The sequence below is a fragment of the Bradyrhizobium sp. CCBAU 45384 genome, assembly GCF_028128665.1.
Lineage (GTDB): Bacteria > Pseudomonadota > Alphaproteobacteria > Rhizobiales > Xanthobacteraceae > Bradyrhizobium > Bradyrhizobium manausense.
This window is the reverse complement of the sequence record NZ_LBIZ01000088.1, coordinates 45,739-71,748: the sequence shown is the minus strand read 5'-3', so window position 1 is coordinate 71,748 and position 26,010 is coordinate 45,739. Positions and strand designations below refer to the sequence as shown.

The following is a 26,010-nucleotide window of genomic DNA, read 5'->3' as shown; positions in this document are numbered from 1 at the left end:
TCGGCCCCAAACACACTTCCTACGCGAGGGGTCCCTCCGGTCAGCTAGAGCAATCAGCACGCAACGGCGCGTAAGCAGCATTGGAACAAAATCGCCTTTCTGCGCCCGATCTTGAGATTTTATTCCATTGCCGCTGCTCATTTTTGCTCATTTTGAGAAATCCGCGGAGATCGGACGGTCTATCCTCTCCAGTCGGAAAGGTCGCTCATGAATCAGAAAACGCCTCCGCCGCGATCAACCTCGACGCACCGGGTTGACCTCGTCCGGCGCATCGACCTCATCACCTTGCGTCTGTTCATCGCCATTTGCGAAGAACGTAATCTGACGCGTGCCTCACAACGCGAAGCCATCGCGGCCTCTGCGGTCAGCAAGCGCATGCATGATCTGGAGCAGGCGCTGGAGGTTGCCCTGTTCGAGCGACACCCGAACGGGATGGCACTCACGCCCGCGGGACAATCGCTGCTGCATCATGCGCGCGTCACCCTGCTCAACGTCGAGAAAATCGCAGTCGACATGGCCGAGCACGCGCGCGGCGTGCGCGGGCACGTCCGCATGCTGGCCAATCTGTCCTCCATCGTCGAATTCCTGCCCGACGATCTGCCTGGATTCTTCCGGTCGCACGAGCTGGTGCGGCTCGATTTGCAGGAGCGGCCAAGCGCGGACGTCGTTCGCGGTGTCGAGGAGGGGGTAGCCGAGATCGGCATTTGTTCGGCGGATGTCGCGACCCGCGGGCTGGAACGCTTCTCCTACCGGAGGGATCGACTCGTCATCGTGGTGCCGTCCGATCACCCGTTGACGCGGGCGAGCGAGGTGTCCTTTGCTGATACGCTCGACTACGACCATGTCGGCCTGTTCGCGACGAGCTCGATTTATCTGCGCTCGCAATACACCGCGCAGCAGATCGGGAAATCGATTCGGCTGCGCGTTCATGTTCCCGGCTTCGATGCGGTTTGCCGCATGGTGCAGGCAGGCATGGGTATCGGCCTCATTCCGGATCGTGCGTTCGAGGTGCTGAGCCACGGCATGGAACTGTCGGCCGTTCCGCTGCGCGACGAATGGGCCGATCGCGAGCTGGTGCTGGTTGCGAGGGATCCTGCCGGCTTGTCGGCGACGAGCCATCTGATGCTCGCGCATCTGCGCTCTCCCTCGGTGAGCGCCCACTAGCTTTGCGGCGTTCGTTATCCGCGAAGGCGCCTTCATCAACGAGAATTGGACTTGACGCCTCCTCGTGGGCGACATCTCGACGAAACATATTGTCGAGGAGCGCCCGCTGTGGATGGACCGCTGTCCGGAATTCGAGTCGTCGAACTCGGAACTTTGATTGCCGCGCCATTTGCCGCGCGGCTGCTCGCCGAGTTCGGGGCGGAAGTGATCAAGATCGAGCAGCCCGGCAACGGCGATCCGCTACGCAGCTGGCGAAAGCTGCATCAGGGCACTTCGCTCTGGTGGTATCTGCAATCGCGCAACAAGAAGTCGATTGCGATTGATCTGAAGTCGCCGGAGGGGCGTGACGTGGCGCTTCGCCTTGCGGCGAGGGCCGATGTCTTGATTGAGAACTTCAAGCCGGGCGGCCTCGAGAAGCTTGGCCTCGGCTGGGACGTGCTGTCCGGGCTCAACCCGGATCTTACGCTGGTCCGCATCTCGGGTTACGGCCAGACCGGCCCTTACCGCGATAGGTCTGGCTTCGGCGCGATCGGCGAGGCAATGGGCGGTCTCCGCTTCACCACGGGAGATCCGGATAGCCCGCCGGCGCGCGTCGGCATCAGCATCGGCGACAGCCTTGCTTCGCTCCACGGCGTGATCGGCGCGCTGATGTCGCTGCTGCGGGTTAAGACCGGGCGGGGGCCTGGCCAGGTTGTCGACGTCTCGCTCTACGAGAGCGTGTTCAATCTGATGGAGAGCCTCGTCCCCGAGTATGACCTCATGGGGCATATCAGGACCCGCACTGGTGGCGCTTTGCCGGGCATCAGTCCCTCCAACACTTATCCGAGCGCCGACGGTCAGCATGTCGTCATCGCCGGCAACAGCGATGCGATTTTCCGGCGCCTAATGCAGGTCGTCGGCCGTCCGGATCTCGCCGACGATCCGTCGCTCGCAAGCAACGACGGGCGGGTTCGCCGTAACGCCATCCTGGACGCCGCCATCACCGCGTGGACGGCGACGCGGACGACGGAGGAGATCCTCACGTCCCTGGATGACGCCGACGTTCCCTCAGGACGGATCTACTCGGTTGCGGATATCGTCAGCGATCCCCATTATGCCGCTCGCGAGATGATCCTGCCGACCGAGTTGCCGGGCGACGTCACCGTGAAGATGCCAGGCATTGCGCCAAAGCTCTCCGAGACGCCAGGCGCCGTCAGATGGTCGGGCCCGACGCTAGGTCAGCATACCGACGAGGTTCTAGCGAGCCTCGGCCTCGAGGACGCCGACATCTCGCGGCTGCGTCGCGCTGGAGCGGTGCAATGAGCGCTGCGCCACCCCATATCGTCATTCAGGAGGTCGCGCCTCGCGACGGCCTGCAGATCGAGCCGAAATGGGTCAAGACGCCCGATAAGATCAAGCTGATCGATTCCCTGTCCGCGATCGGCTTCGCCCGCATCGAGGTATCGTCCTTCGTCTCGCCTGCGGCCGTGCCGTCGCTGCGCGACGCCGCCGAGGTTTTCGCCGGCGTCACGCGGCGGCCGGGCACGGTCTACACCGCATTGATTCCGAATCGGCGAGGTGCCGAGCTGGCGCTGGCCGCACGCGCCGACGAGCTAAACTTCGTCATGTCTGCCAGCGAGACCCACAACCGCGCCAACATGAACATGACCCATGCGCGTTCGCTGGCCGCACTCGCCGAGATTGCAGAGCTTGCGCATGAAGCCGGCGCCCTGCTCAACGCCACCATCGCGACCGCGTTCGGCTGTCCGTTCGAGGGCGCGCAGCCATTCAGCAAGGTGCTTGACATCGTCGAGCGCTATCTCGCTGTCGGAGTGGACGGCATCACGCTCGCCGACACGACCGGGATGGCCAATCCCAATCAGCTCACGCATTTGGTGTCCGCGGCGCTGCGGCTGGTGCCAGCGGATGAACTCACGCTGCACTTCCACAACACCCGCGGCCTTGGGCTGGTCAATGCGCTCGCCGCCTATGACGCCGGAGCCCGCCGCTTCGATGCGGCGCTGGGCGGCTTGGGAGGATGTCCATTCGCGCCCGGTGCCACCGGCAATATCTGCACCGAGGACTTCGTCAATCTCTGCCACGAGATCGGTCTGGCGACCGGCCTCAAGCTGCAAAGCCTGATCGATCTGTCGCGTCGGTTGCCCGAGCTGGTCGGGCACGAGGTGCCGGGGCAGGTCGCTAAGGCCGGGCGCGCCTGTGATCTGTATCCGCTCCCGGAGCGTTTGCGCGGTCCGGGCTGAGCGATCCGAAACTTAAAATCCCAGAACAACACATTGGAGGAAACCATGACCGTCGCCGCCGCGACTGCCGGTGATCTCGATATCGCCATCACCGAACAGCATGTGATAAAGAAGATCGCGTGGCGGCTGATGCCGCTGATCATCGTCTGCTACTTCTTCGCGTTCTTCGACCGCGTCAACATCAGCTTTGCCAAAGCGGCGCTACAGACCGATCTCGGACTTAGCAATACGGCTTATGGATTTGGCGCGAGCCTGTTCGTGGTTGGCTATGTCCTCCTGGAGGTGCCCAGCAACATGTTGCTGTATCGCTTCGGCGCGCGGCGCTGGATCGCGCGCATCATGATCTCCTGGGGCATTGCCACCGCGGCAATGGTGTTCGTCCGCAGCGAGTGGCAGTTCTACGCCTTGCGCTTCCTGATCGGCGCCATGGAAGCGGGATTTGCGCCCGGCATTCTCTACTATCTGACACTCTGGTTTCCGAAGTCGCATCGCGGTCGTATGACGTCGGTGTTCTTCCTGGCGACCGCCTTCTCGGGGATTATCGGCGCGCCGATCTCGGGGCTTATTCTCAACTATCTCGGTGGAGTGCATAGTATCGCCGGCTGGCAATGGCTTTTTTTGGCCGGAGGCTTGCCGTGCGTCGCGCTCGGCCTGGTCGTCCTGCTTCGCTTCGATGACGGCATCGAGCAGGCAAAGTGGCTGAGCGCCGACGAACGCCGTCTCATCTCGGTGCAGCTCGATCGGCAGAAGAGCGAGATCGGCGAGCATTCGGCGTGGCGCTCGCTGCTGAAGCCCGGCGTTCTGCTGTTGGGCTTCATCTACTTCCTGATCCAGGTCGCGTCCTATGGGCTGAACTTCTGGGCGCCGGATCTAATCAAGGCCGCAGGCGGCGGCAGTGCGGCGGCGATAGGTTTCCTGACCGCTGTTCCCTACATCTGTGGCGCCGTCACTATGCTGGTGGTCGGGCGGATGTCCGATGCCTCGGGCGAACGCCCGAAGTTCGTGGCCGCCTTGATCCTGGCCGCAGGATTCGGGTTCTTCGCGAGCGGCGCGTTCGACAAGAATGTCGTGACGCTGGTGGGGGCGCTTGCCGTTCTAGGCGCCGGCGTGGTTGCCGCGATCCCAACGTTTTGGACGTTGCCACCAAAGATCCTGACAGGAGCGGGCGCTGCGAGCGGCATCGCACTGATCAACACACTTGGCCAGGTAGGCGGCATTGTAAGCCCGGTGCTAGTCGGTTCAGTCAAGGACCGGACCGGCAGCACGACGCTCGCACTCTATGTCATAGGGGGCACCTGCCTGCTGTGCGCGATTTTGGTACTAACCTCGCTTCCCCGCGGGTTGAAGGCAAGTGACCTCCCGACCTAACCTGGTGTTGCATTGGCACCCGCATGCTCTAAGCGGTCGGCCATGGTCTACAAAGGTGCTACAGTTCGTCGCGCGAGGTAGGCCGATCGAGGGGCTGACTGATGACGGCAAAAATCGATCTTCTGACGCTTGAATTGTTCGTGGCGATTGTCGAGGAGCAGAGCATCGCGAAGGCGGCCGAGAAGAAGAACATCGCCGCGTCCGCCGTCAGCCGGCGCATCTCGGATATCGAGGACCGTTTCCAGGTCGAGCTGCTGCATCGCCATTCGAAAGGGATCGAGCCGTCGCCCGCCGGATTCGCGCTGCTCGAGCATGCCCGCGTCATCCTGGGCAATCTCAGCAAGCTCGAGACCGAGCTGACGGGATACCGGCAGGGCAAGCGCGGGTTGATCCGGATCTGCGCCAACAAGTCCGCGATTCTCGAAGCGCTTGCCGACGAGCTCAGCCAGTTCCTGGAGCGGCATCCGCTGGTGCACATCGATATCGAGGAGGACTTAAGCCCTGCGATCGTGCGCGCCGTGGTGGAGAACCGGGCCGACATCGGCATCTTCGGCGGCAACATCGACGGACAGGATCTGGAGCTGTTGTCTTATCGCAGCGACAGGCTGGTCGCCTTGGTCACGCGCGACCATCCGCTGGCGGGCCGGAGCAGCCTTCGCTTCCGCGAGCTGGTCGATTTCGACTTCGTCAGCCTGGAGAAGGGCAGCTCGATCGAGACGCTGTGCGTCAGCGCGGCCGCCGCTCTCGGGCAGCACCTCAAGGTGCGCATCCGCGTCAGCAGTTTCGATGCGCTGTTCCGCGTCGTCGACGCCAGGATGGGGGTCGGGATCGTGCCGCTCGAGATCGTTCGCGGCCGCTACGGCGTCGACAGCCTCGCCACCGTTCCGCTCGACGAGACCTGGGCGCGGCGCGAGCTGGTCATGGGCGTGCGCGATTACAAATCACTGCCGCCGGTGACGAAGCTACTGGTGGAACATTTGCTGACCCATAATGATGCGCCACTGGCCACGAGCAGCATCTCCGACCGGATGACCGTCGTCCGCAACAGGGGTTGACCCGCCCCGGGGGAGCTCCAGCCATCGCCGGCAGCGATGGCCCCCTGCCAAACCGTCACTGCACATTTGCGGGGCGCGCGCTTATCCTGCTTCCCAAAAGCGCGACCGGTCGGCAAGATCGGCGGTAATACGGCACTTCAGATGCCGAACAAGGGAGGATGGATCGTGGAGATGCGTGGCCGCACGCTGCTGGCTAAAATCTGGGACCAGCATGTCATCGCCCGTGTCAGCGATGACACCGATCTGCTTCATGTGGATCGCCATCTGCTGCACGACCTTGGCGGTTCCCGCGGCCTGCTCGACCTCAAGGGCCGCAACATCCCGGTCCACAATCCCGAGCTGACCTTCGCGACCCCCGACCACGCGATTTCGACCGCGTCCGGGCGAGCCGGCACGATCAAGACCGGGTGGGAACTGCTGGCGGCGCTGCGGACCGAGACGTCGGCCAGCAACATCCGGCTGTTTGACCTCGACCAGCCCGGGCAGGGCATCGTCCATGTCATCGGGCCGGAGCTCGGCCTCAGCCTGCCCGGCTGCCTGATCGTCTGCGGCGATAGCCACACCTGCACCCATGGCGGGCTCGGCGCGCTTGCGTTCGGCATCGGCTCCAGCGAGCTCACACATGTGCTGGCGACCCAGACCATCATCCAGCGCCGACCCAAGACCATGCGGGTGACGTTCGACGGCAAGCTGCCATTCGGCGTGACGGCGAAGGATCTCATCCTGGCCTTGATCGGTCATATCGGCGCCGCCGGCGGCACCGGTTACGCCGTCGAATATGCCGGTAGCGCAATCAGGGACATGCCGATCGAAGGGCGGCTCACCATCTGCAACCTGTCTGTCGAGCTCGGCGCCAAGATGGGGCTGATCGCGCCTGACGAGATGACCTTCGCCTATGTCCGCGGCCGCCCCTACGCGCCGCTAGGGGAGATGTGGGACCGCGCCATCGAGGCATGGCGGACGCTTCGGAGCGACAGCGATGCCGTATTTGATCGTGAGGTGTCGATCGATGTCGGATCGATCATCCCGCAGATCACCTGGGGTACGAGTCCGGAGCATGTCCTAGGTGTGGATGGCCGCGTGCCTGACCCCGCCGACATCGCCGATCCGGCGCGCCGCGGCGCCATCGAGATCGCGCTCGACTACATGGGCCTGAAGCCGGGTGCGCCGATCGCGGGCACGCCGGTGGATTGGGTCTTTATCGGCTCCTGCACCAACAGCCGTCTCAGCGATCTCAGAGCCGCGGCCGAGGTGGCGCGCGGCCGCAAGGTTGCCCCCGGCGTGCGGGCCTGGGTGGTGCCGGGCTCGGAGACGGTCAAGCGCGATGCAGTCGCCGAGGGACTCGACAGGATCTTCATCGACGCCGGCTTCGAATGGCGCGAGCCGGGATGCTCGATGTGCCTTGCCGCGAACGGCGAAACCGTGCCGCCCGGCCAGCGCTCGGTGTCGACGTCGAACCGGAATTTCATCGGCCGGCAGGGGCCTCGCGCCCGCACCCATCTGGCGAGCCCGGCCATGGCCGCGGCGGCGGCGGTATCAGGCGCCATCGCCGATGTTCGAACCATGGAGCGCTAGATGGCGCAGGCCTTCACCAAGCTGACCGCGACCGCCGCGCCGATCATGCGCACCAATGTCGACACCGATGTCATCATCAGCATCAACCGCATGATCGGAAATTCCGTTCGCGGCAGCCTCGGCAAATGGGCGTTCGGGTCGCTCCGTTATCTGCCCGATGGCTCGGAAAATCCGGAGTTCATCCTCAATCGCGAGCCTTATCGCGGGGCGGAAATCCTGGTCACGGGTCCGAATTTCGGCTGCGGCTCCTCGCGCGAGGCGGCGGTGTGGTCGCTGCAAGAGATGGGCATCCGTGCCATCATCGGATCCGGCTTCGGCGACATATTTTTCGCCAATTGCTTCCAAAACGGCGTTTTGCCGGTGGTCCTGGACAAAGCCGTCATCGACAGCCTCGCCGCGGAGATCGAAGCGAGCCAGGGTGCGGGACGTGTCAGTGTTGATCTGGAAGAGCAGACGGTGACCTCGCCGTCGGGCGCGCGGCACGTCTTCGAGATCGATCCCCGCCGGCGTGCCGGTCTGCTTGAGGGCTTAGATGAGATTTCGCTGACATTGCGGCGCGATCACGAGATTCGCGCATTCCAGGCCTCCGACCGCGACGCGCGGCCATGGATTCACTTTGCAGGATAACAGGCAAGATAATCATCAGGACACCTCAGGCATGAACACGCTTTCGAACATGATCAAAGTCGCCGTGGTCGGTGGTGAAGGCATCGGTCCTGAGGTCACCGACCAGTCGCACCGCATTCTCAAATGGTTTTCGGCGAGGCGCGGCGTTCCCGTAGCTCTGCGCGAAGCGCAATATGGTCTCATCCCTTATCTCGCCACAGGCAAGGTGCTGCCTGACGATACCGCCGAGGCGATGGATGAGGCCGACGCCATCCTCTGGGGTGCGACCGGTGGTCCCGAAACCACAGAGGTTCCTGCCGTGGCGCGCAAGGCGGGAAGCCTGCTGTCGCTGCGCAGCAAGTACGACCTCTATGCCAATCTCCGGCCGATCGTCGCCAATCCGGCGCTGGCGGATTCCGCACCACTCAAGGCCTCGGTGCTGAAGGATGTCGATTTCATCATTATCCGCGAGCTCACCAGCGGCATCTATTTCGGCGAGCCGCGCGGCATCGAAACGCTGCCCGATGGCCAGCGCCGCGGTTTCAACACCCAGCAATACACCACGAGCCAGATCCGCCGAGTGGCGCGAACCGCATTCGAGCTGGCGCGGACGCGCAAGGGCCGGGTCTGTTCGGTCGACAAGGCCAATGTGCTGGAGACCAGCGTGCTGTGGCGCGAGGAGGTCGCCGCGCTGCATCAGGCCGAATTCTCAGATGTGGAGTTGACGCATCTCTATGTCGATAATGCCGCGATGCAGATCGTGCGGGCGCCGTCACAGTTCGACGTCATGGTCACCTGCAACATCTTCGGCGACATTCTTTCCGATTGCGCCGCGATGGCGTCGGGCTCGCTCGGCATGCTGCCGTCGGTCTCGCTCGGGCCGCCGGACCGGCTGGGCCGCCGCAAGGCGCTTTATGAGCCTGTTCATGGCAGCGCGCCCGACATAGCGGGCAAGGGCATCGCCAACCCGCTCGGCTCGATCCTCAGCGTCGCAATGATGTTGCGCATCACCCTCAATCGGCCCGATGATGCCGCGCTGCTGGAGAAAGCCGTGGATACGGCTCTCGTAGGCGGCGCCAGAACGGCCGATATCGCCGAACCCGGCGCAAAAAGACTGTCTACCCAGGAAATGGGCGATGCGGTGCTGAACGCGCTGGACAAGGTCGCCGGCAGGGAGAGGGAGAACGCGTGATGAGGACAAAAGTCACCAGACGGTCCGCGCTGACGGTCATCGCCGGTGCCAGTGCATCCATCGCGACGGGGCAGGCGTGGGCGGATGCCCCGTCGGGCCGCGTGATCTATCCGGTGGCCATTCCGATCTATCAGTCCCAGTTCGTTGCCGACCGCGTCGGCTTCTTCAAGGACGCAGGTCTCGACTGCAAGCTGATCCAGGGCGGCAGCGGCGTGAAGACGCGCGAGATCATCGCCTCGTCCCAGGGCGATATCGGCATCGGCGACATCACCCACCCGATGCAGCTCAGCAATCACGGCCGCAGCGCGCGCGCCCTGATGCCGGTCGATACCCGCAGCAATGCGGCGATCTTCATCATCCGCAAGGACCTGATGGATCAGGGGATCGCCACGCTGGAGGCGTTCGCAAACTGGAAGCGGCCCGACGGACGCAAGCCGATCGTTGCCGTGTCGTCGCTGGGAGGCACCAATCACGTCTGGGCGTCCTACTACATGGAAACCATGGGATTGGACGACAAGGTGACCTGGATCGGCACCGGCAATGTCGATACCATGATGGGCTCGTTGAAGACGAAGCAGGTCGATGTCCTCATCAACTCGCCATCGATCCTGAAAGATTCGATCGAGCAGGGCTGGGGCGCGCTGTTGTTCGACGGAACGGATGAAGCGGTCTGGACCAAATATATCGGCGGCAAGGTCCCGGTGACGTGCCACTTCACGCTGCAGTCGACCATCGACAAGGATCCGCAGAAGATGCAGGCCTTCGTCACGGCACTGTGGCGGGCTACCCAATGGATCAAGGGGCACTCCCCCGAAGAGATCTATGATGCGATCGAGCCATATGTCGGGAGCACATCGCGCGATGCAAATATTTTCGACATCGGAATCATGAAGAAGATCACCGATTACGACGGCATCATCGATGCGGCGAGCTTCGCGCGCGGGCAGAAGGTCTGGTTTCGCGAAATGACCGGCATCAAGCCGCTTGGCATGGCCGACGTCGTCAATACCAGCTTCATCGAAGCGGCTCGCAAGGCCTATCCGGCTTGAGCGTGCAGGCTCTACACGCGCCGAGATCCGATGCGCCGCCTGATGTGCGGCGCATCGACGTGCGCGGATTGTGCAAGACCTTCCAGTTGGCGGGGGCGGCCATCGAGGCGGTGCGCGACGTCTCCTTCAATGTCCGGCGCGGGGAATTCGTCGCCCTGCTCGGGCCATCCGGCTCAGGCAAGAGCACTGTCCTCAACATGATCGCGACGCTGATCAAGCCGACCAGCGGCGAGATCCTGATCGACGGTGTCCCCGTCGTACCCGGACGGGCGACGTCCGACGTCGGTTACGTCTTTCAGCGCGACACCCTGTTTCCCTGGCGTACCGTCGCCGACAACATCGGCTATGGCCTGGAATTGGCTGGTGTCCCGGTGGCGGAACGAAAGGAACGTGTCCAGGCCTGCCTGATGCAGGCAGGGTTGCAGGATTTTGGCAATGCCTATCCTTCGGCCTTGTCGGGTGGCATGCGTCAGCGCGCGGCCTTGATGCGAACGCTGGTCGTCGAGCCCCAGGTTCTGCTGATGGACGAACCCTTCGGCGCGCTCGATACCCACACCAAGATCGACATGCACGACGTGCTGCTGCGCATCTGGGAGCGCGAAAAGCAGACCGTGCTGTTCGTGACCCACGATCTCGGCGAGGCACTGACTCTGGCAGATCGCATCATCCTTTTTTCCGCGCGACCGGGCCGGATCAAGGAGACCTTCGAGGTGGACTTTGCACGGCCGCGCAATGCCGTGAAGATCAGGGAGACACCGCGTTATGCCGAGCTGTTCCAGCTGATCTGGCACTCGCTCGGCGAGGAATTCATCAGGGGACGCAAGCCGTGAGGCGGGCGCGTCACCCCGGCAGAACGTTCGCCTGGCAGGCGCTGATCTGCATCTGCCTCCTCTCGATTTGGCAATGGGGGTACGATCTTCACGGTAGTGTTCCGTGGCTGGTGCCGGATCTGCTCGATCCCTATTTCGTGTCCAAGCCGTCCGACATCTTCGAGCATTTCCTGACCCTGAGCTGTCTCAAGTCGAAGCTCGGTGTGTTCAACGGCTGGTTCAATGGCGAATTCAGCCGCTGCATGGTGCGATCGGAGAATAATCTGTGGGTCGCGACCGCCATCACCCTGAAAAACACGTTCTTCGGCTTCGTGACCGGCGTCGTCAGCGGCTTTGCCGCGGGTCTCATGCTGGGCCGCTCCGATCGGCTGAGTGCGATCTTCCAGCCGTTCATCACCGCGGTGAATTCGATCCCTCGTATTGCGCTGGCGCCCATCATCGTGCTGGCCTTCGGCATCGGCGATACTTCGAAGATCGTGACGTCGTGGATCGTGGTCGTCTTCCTCGTGTTCTTCAATACGTTCGAAGGCGCCCGCTCGATCGACGAGGGTTTTGTCAATGCAGCGCGGCTGCTCGGCGCCAGCGAGTGGCAGATCACCCGTACGGTGGTCATCCCTTCGACCATGGCCTGGGTTTTCGCCTCGCTGACGCCTGCGATCTCCTTCGCCCTAATCGGCGTGATCGTCGGCGAGTTTATCGGCGCGGAGCGCGGAATCGGACGCCTGATCATCGAGTCCGAGGCGCGGGCAGAGGCATCGGGAATGATGGTCGCGGTCATCGTGCTGATGCTGGTCGGCGTTGCGCTGTCCACGCTGATCTGGCGGTTGCAGGCCTATCTGCTGCGCTGGCAGCAGCACAACTTGGCAGAGTAACGTGGAGCAGCCCGGCTGACCGACTTGTTGGGAGTTAGCTATTTCGCGAGCTCAAAATCCTTACGCCTCGTGTCGTCGAATCCGCGCAGCGTGGCAATCGGGCGGAACTGTACCTGATCATTGCGGAGCTGCCAGATCGAAGGTTGTAAAGCCGTGCCGCCGCTTCCCTGCGCTATAAGCTTTAGTGGGGAAGGTTGAAGGCGGGCCCATGGCAAGAAAACTCAAGACCTATCAGACCTCGCTCGGGTTCTACGATCTCCGATCGCGGCGCCTTCGATGAAGGCTGCCTTGGAGGCGTGGGGCGCCGGAAGCAACCTCTTCCACCAGGGCGTCGCCAAGGAGACGGATGATCTGGATGTCGTCGCCGCGACAATGGGAAAGACCGGCGTCGTGCTGCGGCGGCCCGCCGGGTCAAACGGCCGCTTCGCAAAGCATTCCGAATTGCCGATCATCTCGGCGGCGGAGGCGCCGAAAGAGGCGAGCGAAGGAGGTCGAAGCCGAACAAGCGGGCTGCTCCCAAGATCAGCGACAAGGAGCCCTCAAGGCCGCGGAGGTTTCGAGAAGGAGCAGCGCCGTCTGGACGCCGAGCGGCGGAAGGAGGAGGCCGCGCGCGAGAGGGAGCACGCCCGGCGCGAGAAGGCCGTCGGCAAAGCTCAGGCGACGCTCGACAATGCGCGCGGGAGCATGAGGAAAGGGCAGCCGCGATCGAGGCCGAGCGGGCTGCCCTCGACGAGCGGGCGCAGGCCGAGGAGGCCCGCTGGGAGAAGCAGAGGGAGAAGCTGGAGGCGGCTCTCCGGCGGGCGCGCGACTAGAGGTGGCCCTCGAATCCCGAAGGAACGTCGAGGCCGCTCGCCAAACTGTGACCCGCCCGCTAGGAAGGTGCGCGGACGCCTAGAACCCGGCGTAGTAGTCGTTCACCACTTTCGCGCGGCCGGGGTCCTCCCAATTCCACTCGTTATCGTTGCCGTAATGCGGCGCTCCTTGCAACCGATCGGCACTCAGATTGGTCCGGTAGCCGCCGAGTCTCGTGTCATACTTCAGGGATTGCCACGGCAGCGGGTAGTGGTCGTCGCCGATGCCCAGGAAGCCGCCGAAGCCGAGAACTGCATACGAGACCTGGCCGCTTACCTTGTCGATCATCACGCGCTCGATCGAGCCGATCTTCTGGTCGCCGGCGCCGTAAACCGCGGTGCCCTCGACCTTGTCGCTGCCGATCAGCGTACCTGTTTCACGCCTTTCCGTTTCCATCGTCATCCTCCTCTTGGATCGAGACCGATACGAGATAACGGTAGGCGACCGAGGCTCGTTCCTGACGAATTCCGGTGGCGCGAGGACGGGAACGGACGGCCGCCGCAGCGATTGATCCGCCAGATTCAAATTCGGAGAACCGTCATGAAAGCCATGCTCGCCGCCGCCGCTCTCGCAGTTGCACTCGTCTCCTCCGGAGGCGCTGAGGCGAAGGGATGCATCAAGGGAGCCATCGTGGGCGGCGTTGCTGGCCACATGGCCGGTCACGGCAAGCTTGGTGCTGCGGCCGGCTGCGTCGTCGGCCATCACGAGGCGAACAAGTCGGATCCCAACAAGGCCAATGCGCAAGCGCCGGCTGGCCAGAAGTGAGCCAACACCTCGATGCTCGATACGGACAGCCTGTTGGTGAAGTGCCCCGAGTGCGGCGCCTGGCCTATGGCGGCCATCACGAAGCCGGCCATCTCCAGCGCGCTCGGCCCGTCCCGAAAGGCGCGACGGACGAGAGGCATCGGTGAAGATCCGGTCGCACTCTGAAAGCCATCTGGTCGAACTCGAGGACGGCTCGCGCTGGCAGATCTTTCCGGGCGATCTCGATCTCACGCTGGACTGGACGCCGGAAACCGATCTGGTGGTCGTCGAAGCGGCCAAGGACGACGTCGGCTCCCACCTGCTGGTCGGCGTCGGCGAAAAGGTGCGGGTGATCCGGGAGGGCGATAGCTGGCCCATCCGCGAGGCCAAGGACGTCCTCAAAGACGGCTGAACCGCTCAGGATTCGCCGGAGCCGGCGAAGATCGTGGTGGGCGGCATCGCCCTGGGCGGGGAGGCTGCCCGGGCGCCATGAGGGCCGGGCTTGCTCTGGAGATCGTACCGCCTGGCCAATTCGAGCAGTCTGCGCCTGGTGAAAGGATCGGCCTTCTCGGCCAGATCGCGCGCCTGCTGCGCGAAGCCTCGGTAGAACTCTTCCATGACGCCACCCCCGCAACAATCACCCAAGGCTGGATTTCAATATGCCGGCGATCGACCGTCAAGACATGGAAATCCGACCGACGCCTGCGCGCTGGAGCAACCGGATCTCGCGCTCCTGGGCGCGGAGCTGGCCTCGCGTCAGAGCGATCTCGCTCCGGACTCAGTCGAGGTTCTCCGCTCTCATAGCGCGCTGAGATCATCCGGCACGTCGCCGAACTTCCGGATCAGCTTGGCGCCGCTGAAGTCGCCACTGGAGGGATCTCCCGTCCGCGAGACGCGATGGCGCCGGCGTGGCCAGGCTTCCGAGACAGCGCCTGGGCCCGCATGACCGCGGCTTTGGCGCTCAGGCATTCCGCCGGCTCGCCGGCAGCCGCGCCGTCGTCGGAGAAAACGAACGGTAGAGCGACGTAGTAGGTTACTTCCGACATCTGTCACTCCTTGCACTCGCGCTGCGCGACATGGCGCCCGCGCGAGTATCCTTTCGAGACCGCTGCCCTGAGCTCCGCAATCTCGTTCTCGAGAAACTCGTTCGCGACGAGCAGCGCCTTCACCGCCTCCCGGGCGTCTCCGCCGCAGGCTTCGATGGCCTGGTCGGCGACGAGCTCGAGGTCGCCCTCGAGGGAGTCGGTCTGGTCGGAGTGGGCTTTCATCGGATTATGTTCCCGTTTCGTTCCTGCAAGTCAATAGGCTCCTCCCAAATTCCCATGCCGCAGCAGTCGGCACGGTATGAATCTCGGGGATGGCGACTGGCGTGTCGGAACTGGCCATCCCCGTTCGTCTTGAATCCAGGCCGCCTCGAACCGGAGTTCTGCGTACATGGCCCCCCGAGCCAATTGGAAAGGCTTCCTGCGTCTGTCCCTCGTCACCTGTCCGGTGGCGCTCTATCCGGCCACCTCGGAGTCCGAGAAGATCAGCTTCAACCAACTGAACCGGCAGACCGGCCACCGGATCAAGTACCTCAAGGTCGATGCCGACACCGGCGATGAGGTGCCCAACGAGGACATCGTCAAGGGCTACCAGCTCGAGAAGGACCAGTTCATCGAGGTCACGAAAGAGGACCTCGAGGAGATCGCGCTGGAGTCGACGCGCACCATCGAGATCGACGAGTTCGTCGACCGCTCTGACATCGATCCGCGCTACCTGATCCGCCCCTACTACCTGCGTCCGGACGGCAAGGTCGGCCATGACGCCTTCGCCGTGATCCGCGAGACCATCCGCGAAATGGACAAGGTCGCGATCGGGCGGGTGGTGCTGACCAACCGCGAGCACATCATCGCGCTGGAGCCGATGGACAAGGGCCTGGTCGGCACCCTGCTGCGCTATCCCTACGAGGTGCGCAGCGAACAAGAGTATTTCGACGAGATCCAGGACGTGAAGGTCACCAAGGACATGCTGGACCTCGCCAAGCACATCGTGAACCAGAAGGCGGGCCGGTTCGATCCGGAGAAGTTCGAAGATCACTACGAGACGGCCCTGGTCGACCTGATCAACCAGAAGCGGGCCGGCAAGGTAATCCGTCCTAAAGAGCGGCCGAAGGGCGAGAACGTCGTCGATCTGATGGACGCGCTGCGGCAGAGCGTCGGCCGGGCTTCTGCGCCGGCGAAGTCGGCTAAGCCCGCCAAGAAGGCGAAGAAGGTGTCGGCCGGCCAGAAGGAAATGCTGATGCCGATCGCTGGCAAGAAGCCCGCAAAGGAGGTGGCCGCCAAGAAGCCTGCGGCAGGAACGCGGCGGAAGTCGGCGTAGGCACGTCCCAGTCGCTCGCCGCCTGCCGAGGCGCACACGGACGACAATCGCCACCTTATGGAAGTGCGCCCGTTGGCCGAATCTCTCACCATCCCCGTGGCCGAGGACGACTACCAGATCCAGGAAATGCAGGAGGAGGCGCTGACCGACGCCGGCTTCCGGCCGCAGATCCGGTCGTCGGCGGAAGAAGGAGCGACCCTTCTGAACAGCGGCCTCGACGAACTCCGGACACTGGTCACGGACGTGAACTTGAAAGGCAAGACGAGCGGCTGGGACCTAGCGTCTTGTTCGGGAGCGACCGGCACGGCCGCCGACGAATGGGCGAGGCTCGGAGTACCGAAGAGCGTTCTGCTCACCAAGCCCTTCGCCCCCGCCCAGCTCGTCGCCGCCGTCTCGCAGCTTCTCAACATGGGATCGGGTCCTCTCTGAGGGAGTGGCTTCGTGCGCTTCAGAGCAGCGTCACGACGGCGATCACCGCGATCAGACCGGCCGCCGCCACGCACCAAAAGGACAGTTCAAGGAATCGCATCCAGCGCCCCGATCGAACGTCCTGCCCCGCGCGGACGCTATACCCTCGGCCCCTGCCGCGGAACCGAAACTTTTTCACGCCTTCATGAATTCAGGAGAGGGGATGCAACGCGAGGCAGCAGCAATGTCCACCATGCCGATAGGCGATGTGGTTCTCACGGTCGCCGTCATGACCATCGCCTTCCTGGGCGAAGTCGCGGTGTTCGCCCTAGTCGGGATCTTCTGAGCCAGGACCTCTTCGGCGCCTTCGCGCCGGCGTGCCATATCATCCTGCGAAAAGACGCCCTGTAGGAGGAGATGATGTCGGCCGTCGCAAAGCTGCTCGCGCAGAAGCAGCAGCTACTCGATCGCCTCGCGAGCGATCCTGGCCCCAACGAGCGCCAGGAGATCGAGACGCTGCTCGCCAAGATCGAGACCGCCCTGACGTGGCTCGAGTCCAACGACCCGGTCGAGGAAGGTCGAGAACTATAGCTCTCCGACTGACAGACTTCATGGAACGAAGCCAGCCATTCAGCTTTTGCAGGGGCACGACATGCAGCAAAGCGCTGGGGAAGGCCGGAAGGAGATTCGATGAGAGCGACGGCATGGGCGATCGCGGTTGTATTCGCTGCCTCAGCATCTGCCCTTTCGGCGCAACCGGTGAGGTGGACCACCTACAGCATCCCTCAGACCGGCACCTCGGTCGAGTTCCCGTCCTCGATATTCACCGAAGAGGCGGGTCGGCCGGATGGATATGGCCAGCGCTTCCGGACCGCCGACGGCAGCGCGGAGATCACAATACAAGCCGCCCCGAACGTCGCGAACGATTCGCCAGCTGCGTTCCTCTCGAAAAAGCATCCGCCCTCGCGCATCCAGTACAAGCGAGTGACGCCTCGCTTCTTCGCGGTTTCCAGCTACAAGGGGGACAAGGTCTGGTACGACCGCTGCAACTTCGCCAGCCGGCTGGTTCATTGCGTGCTGATCAATTACCCCGCCAGCGAGGAGCACGACTGGGACGACATCGTCACGCGCATCAGCCTGTCGCTTCGCGGCAAACAGTAGTCACAAGCGGCGTACCGTTCTTATCGGATGGACTATACAGCGTTTGGCGCTTCCGGAGACTTGGAAAGACAGAAGCCTTCATGGCCCCCCGGATTCCTACGGTCCGATCGTTCCCCGATCGTTTACCATCGGCGTGTAGATTTTCGCCGATGGACATCGAGTACGACCCCGAGCGCGAGGCGGTCGCGGCGATGAAGCTCGCTGCGGAAGCCGATGGAACCGAACGCCAACGCTGGATCATACTGGCGCTGGCTTGGCAGCAAATTGCCCGAATCCCGGGTCCGTCCCTCGAATTCAAATCCGAACAGGCGGCTTAGCCAAAGATACAGACGTTGGGCTGTGGTCGTCGGCGCCGCTGCTCGCTCCACAGTCAACCATGCGCGGGACCGGGGGCCGACGTACGTATCGGGGCGACGTCCGGAAGGCTCGCGCCGCCGGCCACTCTTGCCCGTCGACGGCCCCTGAGAAATTGCTTCAGCCAACCCAGAAGATCGGCAGTTCGACGATGCTGGGCGTTGTAAAGGACTCGATCTAGGTCCTGAAATTGATTGGTCTGGTCCTGCATTGCTTTCTCCTGTTCGGTGGGAAGCCTCTCAGGGATTCAGTACAAGACGAGAGACAGGCTTCTTTGGATGCTCTGCGGGCGGTTGCCCCATGATGACCCAGATCGCGACGCCGATCGCGAACGCCGACAAAACGGTCGAGACGATCGGGTAGCTCCTCGCGTTGCTCATGGCTCAGTGCGACGGTTCGAGCTTCCGCATTTCCTGCAGGCGGGCCAAACAATAATCGCGATAAAGGATTTCGATGAATGTCCACATGACCAGGTCCCATTGGTCCAATGAGCGCAGCCTGATCCCGTTCGGTTTCAGGAATGTGTCGCGGCCTCCGGAAAATGGTTTCGGCGTCTCCCGGCGGTGCTTTTCCCGCCCACGCCGGCCACCCGATAACAGACGGAAATCGCGGGTGTGCTATATGGGACCGAACAGCAGCTGGAGGGGACGATGTCCGGTCTTTCCCATTGGCAACTCGACGGCAGCGCACCTGAGCTCTATGAGCGCTACCTTGTCCCCGCCATCACTGCGAAGTGGGCGGCCGATCTCGTCGAACGCGCCGGGGTGCGGCCCGGAGAGCCGGTCCTCGACGTGGCGTGCGGGACGGGGATCGTGGCCCGCCTCGCGAGCCTCCGGACGGGGCGCGGCCGCGTCACCGCCCTGGACCTGAACCAAGGAATGCTGGCTGTCGCGCGTGCGGCGTCCGGCGGTGACGGGGCGATCGAATTCATCGATGGAAGCGCTTTGGATCTACCATTTGCGGACGGCGCTTTCCACGTCGTGCTCTGTCAATTGGGTCTGCAGTTCTTCCCGGACCAAGCAAAGGCTCTGCGCGAGATGAGACGAGTGCTGCAGCCGGGCGGACGCCTTGCCGTCAGCGTCTACAGCCCGATCGAGAATACTCCCGGCGCCCACGTGTTCGTGGAGGCGCTCGATCGCGTCTTAGGAGGTGAGGCCTCGCGGATCAAGCGCGGGGAGCATTCGTTTGCCACCGCGGGCGACTTGCAGGAACTCATACGCAATGCCGAGTTCGAGAACGTGCAGGTCGACACCGTGGTCCAGCAGATCGCCTTTCCGTCGGTGCTCGACTACGTGCGTTTCCAGCTTCTCGCAACGCCGATGGCGGCGCTGCTGGGCGATCGTCCGGACTCTGAACGCCGGGCGGTGATCGACAAGATCGCATCGGGAGTAACCGACATGTCCGCTGCTGAAATGCTGCAAGGCGGCGGGTTCTCCTTCCCGCAGGAAGCCTACGTCGGAACGGCTAGGGCACCGGGCTGAGCCGCTGTTTCAGCATTCTCCGTCCGGACATTCCGGGCACGTGTCGCCGATCGAATCCAGGACATCGCGGACTTCCGCGATGGCGTCTTCGTCGGAGACGCCCGGGGGCGGATCCCGCTCGGCCATTTCGCAGGCGCGCTCGCGGGCGTGCGGATCGGCCCGGTCCTTGGCCCAGCCGTGCTCCTCGCATTCGTGGATCGCACCGGCCTCCTGAAGCACGGATATCGCCCAGCCCCGCAGCGTCCGGATTGCGGGCCGTCTTTCCTTCGTCATCAGCATCGAGATTGCTCCTGCCTGGACGAATCCTTCCGCCCGCCTGCTCGTTCCGGCGATTAGCGCGGGTCAGGGATTCGCAATCGTCAGGGCTGTTCGCTTGCCCACGTGTTCCGTGGCCTGTGCACAACGCCGAGTGCTTAGCGCCGACCGTTTGCCCCATGAAATTGCCATTTCGAAAGAAGCTAGGATGTATTTCACGTCGGGGCACCTCTGAAGTTGCAGGAGGGGTCCATGGGTAACTGGCTGATCGTCCTTAAAGGAATGCCGCCGAACTCACGGGTGGTGCGAAAAGACCTTGATCTTCAGGTGGAGCTCGCTCTGGACGGCATAGGTCTTGATGTCGGAGGCAAACGCCTGGTTTCGTTTCTCTTCGCGCGACGCCTGCACGCCGCGGAGAGGATCACGCGCCACAATGGAAAGCCTAGCGTAGGCAGATCTCATCGGGGTTGCTCGCGGTGATGCGACTGGATGCGGCGAACAAGATAATCGAGGACTATGTGCTGTTGCCTCCCCCAATGCGGGCAGGGCGCTACGTCTGGCTCTCATCCGATTCCTCCACCGTCACCTTGGGACGCTTTACGCCGGAAAGGACGCGTGTTCGTAGCGATCAAAAGGAAGTTGGCCAGATCCATCCATGCCGCGCCAGCCAGCTCAGCGCCGCTGACCAAGCGAAGGAAGCCAAGCCGGCCCAAAACCAAGGGCTCCGGCGCGCGGCACCGACAGTGCGGAGGTAGAGAATTGCTCCGATGAAAGTGCCGTAATTCCTTCGGAAGTCGCCGTTCAGCTTCGCGATCTTGGAAAGTTCGGAGGAAGTCTCGACGTCTTTTGCCATCGGGCTGGCTCCTGCTAGGACCAGCGCCTTATGAACCACTGTTTTGCCCGACGGAGCAAGTGATTAATTCGTGTTATCAGAATATTCGTCGCAATCGTAGGTGCTACTGGTCATGTCGCCGGCCCCGGGTCTTCCTTGACGCCGCGGGCCACGATTTTCAGCGCGCCGGTCGGCAGCGGGCGCTGTAGCTTTAGAGCCTTCTCCGCCGGCGCGGTCATCCAAGTCTCGACCTCGTGGGGCGTCGTCAAGATCACCGGCATCGCCTTCGGGTGGATGGCGAAGACCTCGGCGTTGGCCTCCGTCGTCAAGAATGCATAGAGATCGTTGGTCGTCTCGCCTTCCTTGACCTTCCGGACGGACGTCCAGTTAGTCCAGATGCCGGCGAAGCAGGCGAGTGGGCGGGTCGGCGCGGTGCTGCATCCAACCGTGCTCCTCACACCCGCTGATGGCGCCGACTTCCTGGAGAACGTTGGTCGCCTAACCCGCAGCGTTGTCCGCCTTAGGCGAGGTACGAACCCTAAGTCATCGGCACATTAGGGATCGCATGTGCCTCGAGCGGCCACCCCTCCTCACTGGCCACTAGCAGCTTGAGACTTGTCTTGCCAATGTCGAGAACCGCGATGTTGGTCGAGACGACAGGGCCCATCATCGTTCGCTATCGCAGCACTTTACCGGCGAAATGAGGAACCGCCGCGACGACAATCAAAATACCCCCCCAGATCGCCAGCGTGAGGAATTGGCTGAGGTTCAGAAGGTTGAATGCCGAGGAGATCACCTGAAGGATGATCAGCGCGAGCATTAGCCCCCCGACTTTGCCGGAGCCACCAAACGGATCGATCCCACCGAGGACGGCCGCGAGTATAGTGACCAGAAGATAGCTCTCGCCGTATGCTGCGTTGGCCGAGTTGAAGCGTGCCAACATGACCACCGCTGCCACGCCCGCGAGTAGGCTGGATAAGACATAGAGTCTGAGGAGGACGGCGCGGGTGTTGACGCCGGAGTAGCGAGTCGCCTTCTCGTTCGAGCCGATCATGTAGACCTTTGCCCCGAACGGAGTCGCGTTTAGCATGAGCGCGACGGGGAAGGCGCAGAGCGCAAGTATGATCAGAGCAAATGGTACCCCGAAAACCGTTCCATTTCCGATAAAGACGACGGGCTCCGGAAATCCGGAGACGACGTTACCACGCGACAGGCCGATCGCGATGCCCTTGCAGAGCGTCATCGTGCCGAGCGTGGCCAGGATCGGCGAAACGCCGAGATACGCGATGACAAAACCATTGAGGAGGCCAACCAATGCGGCCACTGCAAATCCTGCGGCGATCGCCAGCACCTGAATGCCGGCCCAGGCAATACCCTGACTCCCAGGGATGTAGCGCGTCAGCAGGAAGGCAATCGTCAGTCCGGACAGATTGGCCGTTGCGATGATGGAAAGGTTGAGTCCTCCCGACAGCAAGGCCAGCATCATTGCAAGTGAAAGGATGCCGAGTTCCGGCATCTGAAAAGCCATGGATTGCAGCGTGTTGGCCGAGAAGAACCGGTCGCCAATCGTGATCGCGAACACCACCCAGAGCGCGAGTAATAGCAAGAGGAGGGTGCCGACCGTACCGCTACCAGCGAGGCCGACCATACGCCGGCGAAGTGAGAAGGTAGTCGCGTTGCTCATGCGCGCGCACTCCGGGTTCGCCGCTCTCGCTGCGACCAGGCGGTCGCTGAGACCGAGATAAGAATAACCAAACCGACGAAAAACGGTGACCAGTACGACGAAACGCCCAGCAAGATGATTCCATTTTGCAGCACTGCGAGCAGCGTCAGGCCCAAGAACGTGCCAAGCACGGTGCCGACGCCGCCCATCAAGCTGGCGCCGCCGAGTACCACGGCGGCGACGACATCGAGTTCCTTGCCTACCAGCACTGTCGGGGCAACGGACTGGGCGAGTTGTGCCTGGATCAGAGAGGCGATTCCTGCCATGACACCCATGTAGCAATAGACCAGCATGTTGAGGCCGAAAATGTGGAAGCCGAGCCGCTGCGCGGCATCGGCATTGCCTCCCATGGCATAGATCTGCCGGCCGATATTGGTTCGGTTCAGCAGGAGCCAGGTGACGAGAAACGCCAGCGCCAGCGCGAGGATCTGCAGGTTGACACCGTAGGAGCTATCCTTGCCCCATTCGAATTCGAACCAGAATATTCCGGCCGCGAACCAGTCGGGCAACGAATAGATATATTTGCCGCCGGTGAAGAAAATCAGAAGCCCGTAAAATATGTTCAGCGTTGCGATCGAAACAATGATCGATGGAATGCGAAGTTTCTGGATGAAGACCGCGTTGAGGGCGCCGAGCGCACCTCCAATCCCAATCGCGATAGCGAAGACGCTGATCCAGTTCCCTCCGTACGCATTGGCGAGCGAGAGGGTAACATATTGCGCGACCGAGGCGGTCGCGGTGAATGAGATGTCAATTCCGCCGGCGATCAGCACGACCAGCAGCCCCAGCGCCAGGATGCCGACGAATGCGTAGGAGGTCAGCAGATCAAAGAGATTTTGAAGGGTCAGGAATTGCGCATTCGCAAAGCCCAAGCCGGCGCAGAGCCCGAGGATTACCAACAGCAGCCAGAATTCGTGGCTGCGACGAAACCTGCCGAATGATGCAATGTGCGCTTTAGGCATTGACGGCCTGCCGAAGCGCATCCTCGGAAGTGGCTGCGGCAGCCACGTCCGTTGTCAAACGACCTTCCCGCATCACCAGAACGCGATGACTATGATAAAGGACCTCGGGAATTTCGTCCGATATCATCAGCACCGCTACGCCGTCGCGGGCTAACCGCCGGATGATTTCGTAAATTCCGTCCTTCGCGCTGATGTCGACGCCCACCGTGGGGCTATCGAGGATAAGCACTCGCGGGTTTGTTGCCATCCATTTGGCGAGCACGACCCGCTGCTGATTGCCTCCGGAGAGCGTCTTCACCGCGTTCGCCGGGTTGGAGACCTTGATCCCGAGTTCAGCGACCCAGCGAGCGACATGGGTCCGTCGCGCGCGTGCTGCAATCAGGCCGAATGCGCCAGCCAGACGTTCCAGTACCGTTAGCGTGATGTTCGCCGTGACGGACTGATTCAGGATGAGACCAAGGGCGAGCCTATCCTCGGATACATAGGCGATGCCTCGATCGATCGCCTCTGCATTTGTACGGAGCGCGACCGGACGGCCATCGAGCGCGATGGTGCCGCGATCGGGCGGTTTCATGCCAAACAGCGACAGTGCGAGTTCGGTGCGGCCTGAGCCGAGGAGACCGGTCAGACCCACCACTTCCCCTGCGCGCAACTGCAAGCTGACATCCTCGTACTCACCTTCGCGTCCCAGGCCCTTAACTTCCAGGACGATCGGGCCGGCGGCAAGCTCAGGCGCCTGTACCTGATACTCGAATGACTTACCGGTCATCAGCTGGCTGAGTTTCCGCCCGTTAATTGTGTCTGCTGCAAAAGTACCGACTTTGGCGCCGTCCCGCAGTACGGTCACGCGTTCGGCGATTTCAAGTACCTCATCAAGACGGTGGCTGACGAAAACGACGCAAATGCCAGCACGCTTCAACTCGCTCACGAGCTTGATCAGGGTGTTCACCTCGTGGCGGGTCAACGACGCCGTCGGCTCGTCCATGATCAGGAGTTTGGCGTCCGCAGCCAGGGCTCGGCATATCGCTACCAGCTGGCGTCCGGCAATGCTGAGCTCTGCGACTTTTGCGTCCGGATCGAACTCAACGCCGATCTTTGCCATTGTCGCCTTCGCGGTAGCGCGAATTGAGACCCAGTCGACCGAATGAAGGCCGCCAAGATGATGCGCCATCGCAATATTCTCGGCGACGGTGAGGTTGGGAAACAGCGAAAGATCCTGGTAGATGACCTGAATGCCGCAATGCGTAGAGTAGACCGGGTTAAGATGGGGATATTCCTTCCCACAAATTGCAATTCGGCCGCCAGGCTCCGCTGCCTCGACGCCCGAAATAATCTTGATCAGAGTGGACTTGCCCGAGCCGTTTTCACCGACCAGGCAATGCACCTCGCCAGCCTCCAGAGTCAGATCGACGTTGCGGAGCGCGTGAACGCCGCCGAAACGTTTCGATATGCCGGACATTTCCAGAAAGGTCGACAAGATTCGCCTGCAAAGGACTTCGATCGTACGATCACCCGACAAGGACCGCATTCCCGGCCGGAAGGGCCGGGAATGCAGCGCGCGATGAGGAGGCTAAGTCGGTGTCCTAGAGTCCGCCGGCGATCAGCCCGTCGATGGTTTCTTTGTTGATCCGCATGATCTTGTCGACCTTGATCTGTTTTCCGGCGACGTCGACGGCTGCCTTGCCAAGGCCGGGTACCTCGACGCCATCCGTGATGGGCTTGCCATCGAGCACGAGTTTGGCCACCGCGACCATGGCGTAACCCGCATCCGTGGGATTCCAAAGGAAACCTTCGCGGATCGTATCATCCGCAATGAGCGACTTCGCCTGGCTCGGCAGCACGGTGCCGACTATAGCGATCTTCTTGGCGAGTCGTTGCTGACGCACGGCATTTCCGGCGCCGATCGGTCCATTCGAGCCAAAGCCGAGAATGCCACGCAGGTTCGGATAAGCCTTGATCACGTCGAGCGTCGTGCGTTGGCTCGTGTCGATCTCGTCGGCGCCGGGAAAGCGGTCAGCGACGAGCTTCATCTTCGGAAAATTCTTTTGTTGGTAGGCAATCGCTGCATCGGCCCATTTATTGTGAAGCGGCGTCGTAAGAGTTCCGACATAGACGACATAATCGCCTTCGCCGCCCATGTCCTTGGCGAGACGTTCCATCTGCACCTCGCCAAAGCGAACCGAGTCGATCAATTCCACATTCCAGTCGCGGCCTTCCTGCTCCGGGCCCTCATGCGTGATGACCTTGATTCCGGCGGCCTGAGCGCGTTTCAGCACCGGTTCGCAGACTTTCACGTCAAGCGGCACCAAGCCGATCACGTTGACCTTCTTGGCAATCAGATCCTCAAGGAGCTTTACTTGCTGTGCCGGATCGACATTCGCTGGGCCAACCATCGTGGCATTGATGCTGAAGTCCTTCGCGCCCTTCTGGATTCCCTTTTCAAGTGCATTGAACCAAGGAATTCCCGCAATCTTTACGACCGTGACCATTTCCTGTTGGGCTTGCGCAAAGGCAAAGCCCGGAAAACCGGCACCGGCCAATGCGGCCGTACCACCGATCAGCTTGAGAGTTTGGCGTCTGTCCATTGTTCCCTCCCAGGAAATTATCTGATTCCGCACCCTGGCCCTCGCCGGGGGGAAGCAGTCGAGCCTGTCTGTTATTGCTTGCCTGACAGAAAGTTCTGCCAGTCCAGCCGCAGGACCTTGAGGGAGATTAGAAACCAGCGCTCCAGAGCGTGTCAAGCAAGTGACATGTTCGCAGCCACCATCGCAGTGCGGTACCTGATCTTGCCTTCCAGACGCGTCTAAGTGCGGATCAGGCGTGGCGTAGAGGCATAATTCCTTATCTTTGTTGTAAGTCGCAGCTGCACAGTCGTTTACGACATTGTTTGCATAGCGATCGTGGCAGCTGAGCTTCTTTGCGCAGC

General features: G+C 62.3%; 30 protein-coding genes and 3 pseudogenes. 21 read left to right on the top strand and 12 right to left on the bottom strand.

Annotation, left to right across the window (positions count from 1 at the left end):
* The first annotated feature begins 207 nt into the window (after nucleotides 1–207).
* The 12 genes and pseudogenes from XH80_RS06830 (at nucleotide 208) to XH80_RS06775 (ending at nucleotide 12,763) form a co-directional block, all read left to right on the top strand.
* Nucleotides 208–1,164: a LysR family transcriptional regulator gene (locus XH80_RS06830; protein ID WP_271597902.1), complete on the top strand. Its 957-nt coding sequence runs from the start codon at nucleotides 208–210 to the stop codon at nucleotides 1,162–1,164.
* 108 nt (nucleotides 1,165–1,272) lie between these two features.
* Nucleotides 1,273–2,466, top strand: coding sequence for a CaiB/BaiF CoA transferase family protein (locus XH80_RS06825; RefSeq protein WP_271597901.1), 1,194 nt, complete (start codon nucleotides 1,273–1,275; stop codon nucleotides 2,464–2,466).
* On the top strand, nucleotides 2,463–3,404 hold the full coding sequence (locus XH80_RS06820; protein ID WP_271597900.1) for a hydroxymethylglutaryl-CoA lyase: 942 nt from the start codon (nucleotides 2,463–2,465) through the stop codon (nucleotides 3,402–3,404). The genes XH80_RS06825 and XH80_RS06820 overlap by 4 nt, the downstream gene beginning before the upstream one ends.
* A 45-nt stretch (nucleotides 3,405–3,449) precedes the next feature.
* Nucleotides 3,450–4,772, top strand: a complete 1,323-nt coding sequence (locus XH80_RS06815) for an MFS transporter (protein ID WP_271597899.1) — start codon at nucleotides 3,450–3,452, stop codon at nucleotides 4,770–4,772.
* 101 nt (nucleotides 4,773–4,873) lie between these two features.
* Nucleotides 4,874–5,827: a LysR family transcriptional regulator gene (locus XH80_RS06810; protein ID WP_271597898.1), complete on the top strand. Its 954-nt coding sequence runs from the start codon at nucleotides 4,874–4,876 to the stop codon at nucleotides 5,825–5,827.
* A gap of 171 nt (nucleotides 5,828–5,998) precedes the next feature.
* On the top strand, nucleotides 5,999–7,402 hold the full coding sequence (leuC, locus tag XH80_RS06805) for a 3-isopropylmalate dehydratase large subunit (protein ID WP_271597909.1): 1,404 nt from the start codon (nucleotides 5,999–6,001) through the stop codon (nucleotides 7,400–7,402).
* Complete coding sequence (gene leuD / locus XH80_RS06800) at nucleotides 7,403–8,029, top strand: 3-isopropylmalate dehydratase small subunit (protein ID WP_271597897.1); 627 nt, start codon at nucleotides 7,403–7,405, stop codon at nucleotides 8,027–8,029. It begins immediately after the preceding gene.
* A 31-nt stretch (nucleotides 8,030–8,060) separates the two neighbouring features.
* Nucleotides 8,061–9,200: a 3-isopropylmalate dehydrogenase gene (gene leuB / locus XH80_RS06795; protein WP_271597896.1), complete on the top strand. Its 1,140-nt coding sequence runs from the start codon at nucleotides 8,061–8,063 to the stop codon at nucleotides 9,198–9,200.
* Complete coding sequence (locus XH80_RS06790; protein ID WP_271597895.1) at nucleotides 9,200–10,249, top strand: ABC transporter substrate-binding protein; 1,050 nt, start codon at nucleotides 9,200–9,202, stop codon at nucleotides 10,247–10,249. The genes leuB and XH80_RS06790 overlap by 1 nt, the downstream gene beginning before the upstream one ends.
* Nucleotides 10,246–11,079: an ABC transporter ATP-binding protein gene (locus XH80_RS06785; protein ID WP_271597894.1), complete on the top strand. Its 834-nt coding sequence runs from the start codon at nucleotides 10,246–10,248 to the stop codon at nucleotides 11,077–11,079. The genes XH80_RS06790 and XH80_RS06785 overlap by 4 nt, the downstream gene beginning before the upstream one ends.
* Nucleotides 11,076–11,951 (top strand): ABC transporter permease, encoded by an 876-nt coding sequence (locus tag XH80_RS06780; RefSeq protein WP_271597893.1) that lies wholly within the window; start codon nucleotides 11,076–11,078, stop codon nucleotides 11,949–11,951. Before XH80_RS06785 ends, XH80_RS06780 begins: the two co-directional genes overlap by 4 nt.
* A gap of 208 nt (nucleotides 11,952–12,159) precedes the next feature.
* Nucleotides 12,160–12,763: pseudogene (locus XH80_RS06775) on the top strand (cell envelope biogenesis protein TolA).
* A 79-nt stretch (nucleotides 12,764–12,842) separates the two neighbouring features.
* Here XH80_RS06775 and XH80_RS06770 read toward each other — a convergent pair.
* The gene (locus XH80_RS06770; protein WP_271597892.1) at nucleotides 12,843–13,199 is read right to left on the bottom strand and encodes a PRC-barrel domain-containing protein; all 357 of its coding nucleotides are present in this window, start codon (nucleotides 13,197–13,199) and stop codon (nucleotides 12,843–12,845) included.
* Between the two features lie 144 nt (nucleotides 13,200–13,343).
* Here XH80_RS06770 and XH80_RS06765 point away from each other — a divergent pair, with 144 nt between their 5' ends.
* Together XH80_RS06765 and XH80_RS06760 are read left to right on the top strand one after the other, a co-directional pair.
* The gene (locus tag XH80_RS06765) at nucleotides 13,344–13,568 is read left to right on the top strand and encodes a hypothetical protein (RefSeq protein ID WP_271597891.1); all 225 of its coding nucleotides are present in this window, start codon (nucleotides 13,344–13,346) and stop codon (nucleotides 13,566–13,568) included.
* Between the two features lie 142 nt (nucleotides 13,569–13,710).
* Complete coding sequence (locus XH80_RS06760; protein ID WP_271597890.1) at nucleotides 13,711–13,959, top strand: hypothetical protein; 249 nt, start codon at nucleotides 13,711–13,713, stop codon at nucleotides 13,957–13,959.
* A 5-nt stretch (nucleotides 13,960–13,964) separates the two neighbouring features.
* Here XH80_RS06760 and XH80_RS06755 read toward each other — a convergent pair whose 3' ends face one another.
* From XH80_RS06755 to XH80_RS06745, 3 genes and pseudogenes are all read right to left on the bottom strand, one after another.
* Nucleotides 13,965–14,165 (bottom strand): hypothetical protein, encoded by a 201-nt coding sequence (locus XH80_RS06755; protein WP_271597889.1) that lies wholly within the window; start codon nucleotides 14,163–14,165, stop codon nucleotides 13,965–13,967.
* 180 nt (nucleotides 14,166–14,345) lie between these two features.
* A pseudogene (locus XH80_RS06750) lies at nucleotides 14,346–14,593 on the bottom strand (hypothetical protein).
* Between the two features lie 3 nt (nucleotides 14,594–14,596).
* The gene (locus XH80_RS06745; RefSeq protein WP_271597888.1) at nucleotides 14,597–14,815 is read right to left on the bottom strand and encodes a hypothetical protein; all 219 of its coding nucleotides are present in this window, start codon (nucleotides 14,813–14,815) and stop codon (nucleotides 14,597–14,599) included.
* Between the two features lie 166 nt (nucleotides 14,816–14,981).
* Between XH80_RS06745 and ku the strand changes: the two genes are divergently transcribed.
* From ku to XH80_RS06710, 7 genes are all read left to right on the top strand, one after another.
* A complete protein-coding gene (ku, locus tag XH80_RS06740) occupies nucleotides 14,982–15,908 on the top strand; it encodes a non-homologous end joining protein Ku (RefSeq protein ID WP_271597887.1) in 927 nt (308 codons plus the stop codon).
* A gap of 72 nt (nucleotides 15,909–15,980) precedes the next feature.
* Nucleotides 15,981–16,337 carry a response regulator gene (locus XH80_RS06735; RefSeq protein WP_271597886.1) on the top strand — a complete coding sequence of 119 codons (357 nt, stop codon included), beginning with the start codon at nucleotides 15,981–15,983 and terminating at the stop codon, nucleotides 16,335–16,337.
* A gap of 202 nt (nucleotides 16,338–16,539) precedes the next feature.
* Complete coding sequence (locus tag XH80_RS06730; RefSeq protein ID WP_271597885.1) at nucleotides 16,540–16,662, top strand: hypothetical protein; 123 nt, start codon at nucleotides 16,540–16,542, stop codon at nucleotides 16,660–16,662.
* Between the two features lie 74 nt (nucleotides 16,663–16,736).
* Entirely contained in the window at nucleotides 16,737–16,907 is a 171-nt protein-coding gene (locus XH80_RS06725; protein WP_271597884.1) for a hypothetical protein, read from the top strand.
* Nucleotides 16,908–17,006: 99 nt separating this feature from the next.
* Nucleotides 17,007–17,477, top strand: coding sequence for a hypothetical protein (locus XH80_RS06720; protein ID WP_271597883.1), 471 nt, complete (start codon nucleotides 17,007–17,009; stop codon nucleotides 17,475–17,477).
* A 149-nt stretch (nucleotides 17,478–17,626) separates the two neighbouring features.
* The gene (locus XH80_RS06715) at nucleotides 17,627–17,794 is read left to right on the top strand and encodes a hypothetical protein (RefSeq protein WP_271597882.1); all 168 of its coding nucleotides are present in this window, start codon (nucleotides 17,627–17,629) and stop codon (nucleotides 17,792–17,794) included.
* Nucleotides 17,795–18,481: 687 nt separating this feature from the next.
* The gene (locus XH80_RS06710) at nucleotides 18,482–19,312 is read left to right on the top strand and encodes a class I SAM-dependent methyltransferase (RefSeq protein WP_271597881.1); all 831 of its coding nucleotides are present in this window, start codon (nucleotides 18,482–18,484) and stop codon (nucleotides 19,310–19,312) included.
* Between the two features lie 9 nt (nucleotides 19,313–19,321).
* Here the strand turns inward: XH80_RS06710 and XH80_RS06705 are convergent, their stop codons facing one another.
* The 8 genes and pseudogenes from XH80_RS06705 to XH80_RS06670 all read right to left on the bottom strand — a co-directional run bounded on the left by XH80_RS06705 (nucleotide 19,322) and on the right by XH80_RS06670 (nucleotide 25,669).
* Nucleotides 19,322–19,591 (bottom strand): hypothetical protein, encoded by a 270-nt coding sequence (locus tag XH80_RS06705; RefSeq protein ID WP_271597880.1) that lies wholly within the window; start codon nucleotides 19,589–19,591, stop codon nucleotides 19,322–19,324.
* Between the two features lie 270 nt (nucleotides 19,592–19,861).
* Complete coding sequence (locus XH80_RS06700) at nucleotides 19,862–20,029, bottom strand: hypothetical protein (RefSeq protein WP_271597879.1); 168 nt, start codon at nucleotides 20,027–20,029, stop codon at nucleotides 19,862–19,864.
* 166 nt (nucleotides 20,030–20,195) lie between these two features.
* Nucleotides 20,196–20,420, bottom strand: coding sequence for a hypothetical protein (locus XH80_RS06695; RefSeq protein WP_271597878.1), 225 nt, complete (start codon nucleotides 20,418–20,420; stop codon nucleotides 20,196–20,198).
* A 110-nt stretch (nucleotides 20,421–20,530) separates the two neighbouring features.
* Nucleotides 20,531–20,824 (bottom strand): annotated as a pseudogene (locus tag XH80_RS06690) (SOS response-associated peptidase family protein); the annotation flags it as partial.
* 251 nt (nucleotides 20,825–21,075) lie between these two features.
* Nucleotides 21,076–22,083: an ABC transporter permease gene (locus XH80_RS06685; RefSeq protein WP_271597877.1), complete on the bottom strand. Its 1,008-nt coding sequence runs from the start codon at nucleotides 22,081–22,083 to the stop codon at nucleotides 21,076–21,078.
* A complete protein-coding gene (locus XH80_RS06680) occupies nucleotides 22,080–23,084 on the bottom strand; it encodes an ABC transporter permease (RefSeq protein WP_271597908.1) in 1,005 nt (334 codons plus the stop codon). The genes XH80_RS06685 and XH80_RS06680 overlap by 4 nt, the downstream gene beginning before the upstream one ends.
* Nucleotides 23,077–24,561 (bottom strand): sugar ABC transporter ATP-binding protein, encoded by a 1,485-nt coding sequence (locus tag XH80_RS06675; RefSeq protein WP_271597876.1) that lies wholly within the window; start codon nucleotides 24,559–24,561, stop codon nucleotides 23,077–23,079. The genes XH80_RS06680 and XH80_RS06675 overlap by 8 nt, the downstream gene beginning before the upstream one ends.
* A 106-nt stretch (nucleotides 24,562–24,667) precedes the next feature.
* Complete coding sequence (locus tag XH80_RS06670; protein ID WP_271597875.1) at nucleotides 24,668–25,669, bottom strand: autoinducer 2 ABC transporter substrate-binding protein; 1,002 nt, start codon at nucleotides 25,667–25,669, stop codon at nucleotides 24,668–24,670.
* Nucleotides 25,670–26,010 lie beyond the last annotated feature (341 nt).

Bases quoted from the DNA above. Each gene is read 5' to 3' on its own strand.
- XH80_RS06830 (WP_271597902.1), top strand. From the start codon at position 208: ATGAATCAGAAAACGCCTCCGCCGCGATCAACCTCGACGCACCGGGTT.
- XH80_RS06820 (WP_271597900.1), top strand. From the start codon at position 2,463: ATGAGCGCTGCGCCACCCCATATCGTCATTCAGGAGGTCGCGCCTCGC.
- XH80_RS06815 (WP_271597899.1), top strand. From the start codon at position 3,450: ATGACCGTCGCCGCCGCGACTGCCGGTGATCTCGATATCGCCATCACC.
- XH80_RS06810 (WP_271597898.1), top strand. From the start codon at position 4,874: ATGACGGCAAAAATCGATCTTCTGACGCTTGAATTGTTCGTGGCGATT.
- leuC (WP_271597909.1), top strand. From the start codon at position 5,999: ATGCGTGGCCGCACGCTGCTGGCTAAAATCTGGGACCAGCATGTCATC.
- leuD (WP_271597897.1), top strand. From the start codon at position 7,403: ATGGCGCAGGCCTTCACCAAGCTGACCGCGACCGCCGCGCCGATCATG.
- leuB (WP_271597896.1), top strand. From the start codon at position 8,061: ATGAACACGCTTTCGAACATGATCAAAGTCGCCGTGGTCGGTGGTGAA.
- XH80_RS06790 (WP_271597895.1), top strand. From the start codon at position 9,200: ATGAGGACAAAAGTCACCAGACGGTCCGCGCTGACGGTCATCGCCGGT.
- XH80_RS06770 (WP_271597892.1), bottom strand. From the start codon at position 13,199: ATGGAAACGGAAAGGCGTGAAACAGGTACGCTGATCGGCAGCGACAAG.
- XH80_RS06765 (WP_271597891.1), top strand. From the start codon at position 13,344: ATGAAAGCCATGCTCGCCGCCGCCGCTCTCGCAGTTGCACTCGTCTCC.
- XH80_RS06755 (WP_271597889.1), bottom strand. From the start codon at position 14,165: ATGGAAGAGTTCTACCGAGGCTTCGCGCAGCAGGCGCGCGATCTGGCC.
- XH80_RS06745 (WP_271597888.1), bottom strand. From the start codon at position 14,815: ATGAAAGCCCACTCCGACCAGACCGACTCCCTCGAGGGCGACCTCGAG.
- ku (WP_271597887.1), top strand. From the start codon at position 14,982: ATGGCCCCCCGAGCCAATTGGAAAGGCTTCCTGCGTCTGTCCCTCGTC.
- XH80_RS06730 (WP_271597885.1), top strand. From the start codon at position 16,540: ATGCAACGCGAGGCAGCAGCAATGTCCACCATGCCGATAGGCGATGTG.
- XH80_RS06725 (WP_271597884.1), top strand. From the start codon at position 16,737: ATGTCGGCCGTCGCAAAGCTGCTCGCGCAGAAGCAGCAGCTACTCGAT.
- XH80_RS06720 (WP_271597883.1), top strand. From the start codon at position 17,007: ATGAGAGCGACGGCATGGGCGATCGCGGTTGTATTCGCTGCCTCAGCA.
- XH80_RS06715 (WP_271597882.1), top strand. From the start codon at position 17,627: ATGGACATCGAGTACGACCCCGAGCGCGAGGCGGTCGCGGCGATGAAG.
- XH80_RS06710 (WP_271597881.1), top strand. From the start codon at position 18,482: ATGTCCGGTCTTTCCCATTGGCAACTCGACGGCAGCGCACCTGAGCTC.
- XH80_RS06705 (WP_271597880.1), bottom strand. From the start codon at position 19,591: ATGCTGATGACGAAGGAAAGACGGCCCGCAATCCGGACGCTGCGGGGC.
- XH80_RS06700 (WP_271597879.1), bottom strand. From the start codon at position 20,029: ATGAGATCTGCCTACGCTAGGCTTTCCATTGTGGCGCGTGATCCTCTC.
- XH80_RS06695 (WP_271597878.1), bottom strand. From the start codon at position 20,420: ATGGCAAAAGACGTCGAGACTTCCTCCGAACTTTCCAAGATCGCGAAG.
- XH80_RS06685 (WP_271597877.1), bottom strand. From the start codon at position 22,083: ATGAGCAACGCGACTACCTTCTCACTTCGCCGGCGTATGGTCGGCCTC.
- XH80_RS06680 (WP_271597908.1), bottom strand. From the start codon at position 23,084: ATGCCTAAAGCGCACATTGCATCATTCGGCAGGTTTCGTCGCAGCCAC.
- XH80_RS06670 (WP_271597875.1), bottom strand. From the start codon at position 25,669: ATGGACAGACGCCAAACTCTCAAGCTGATCGGTGGTACGGCCGCATTG.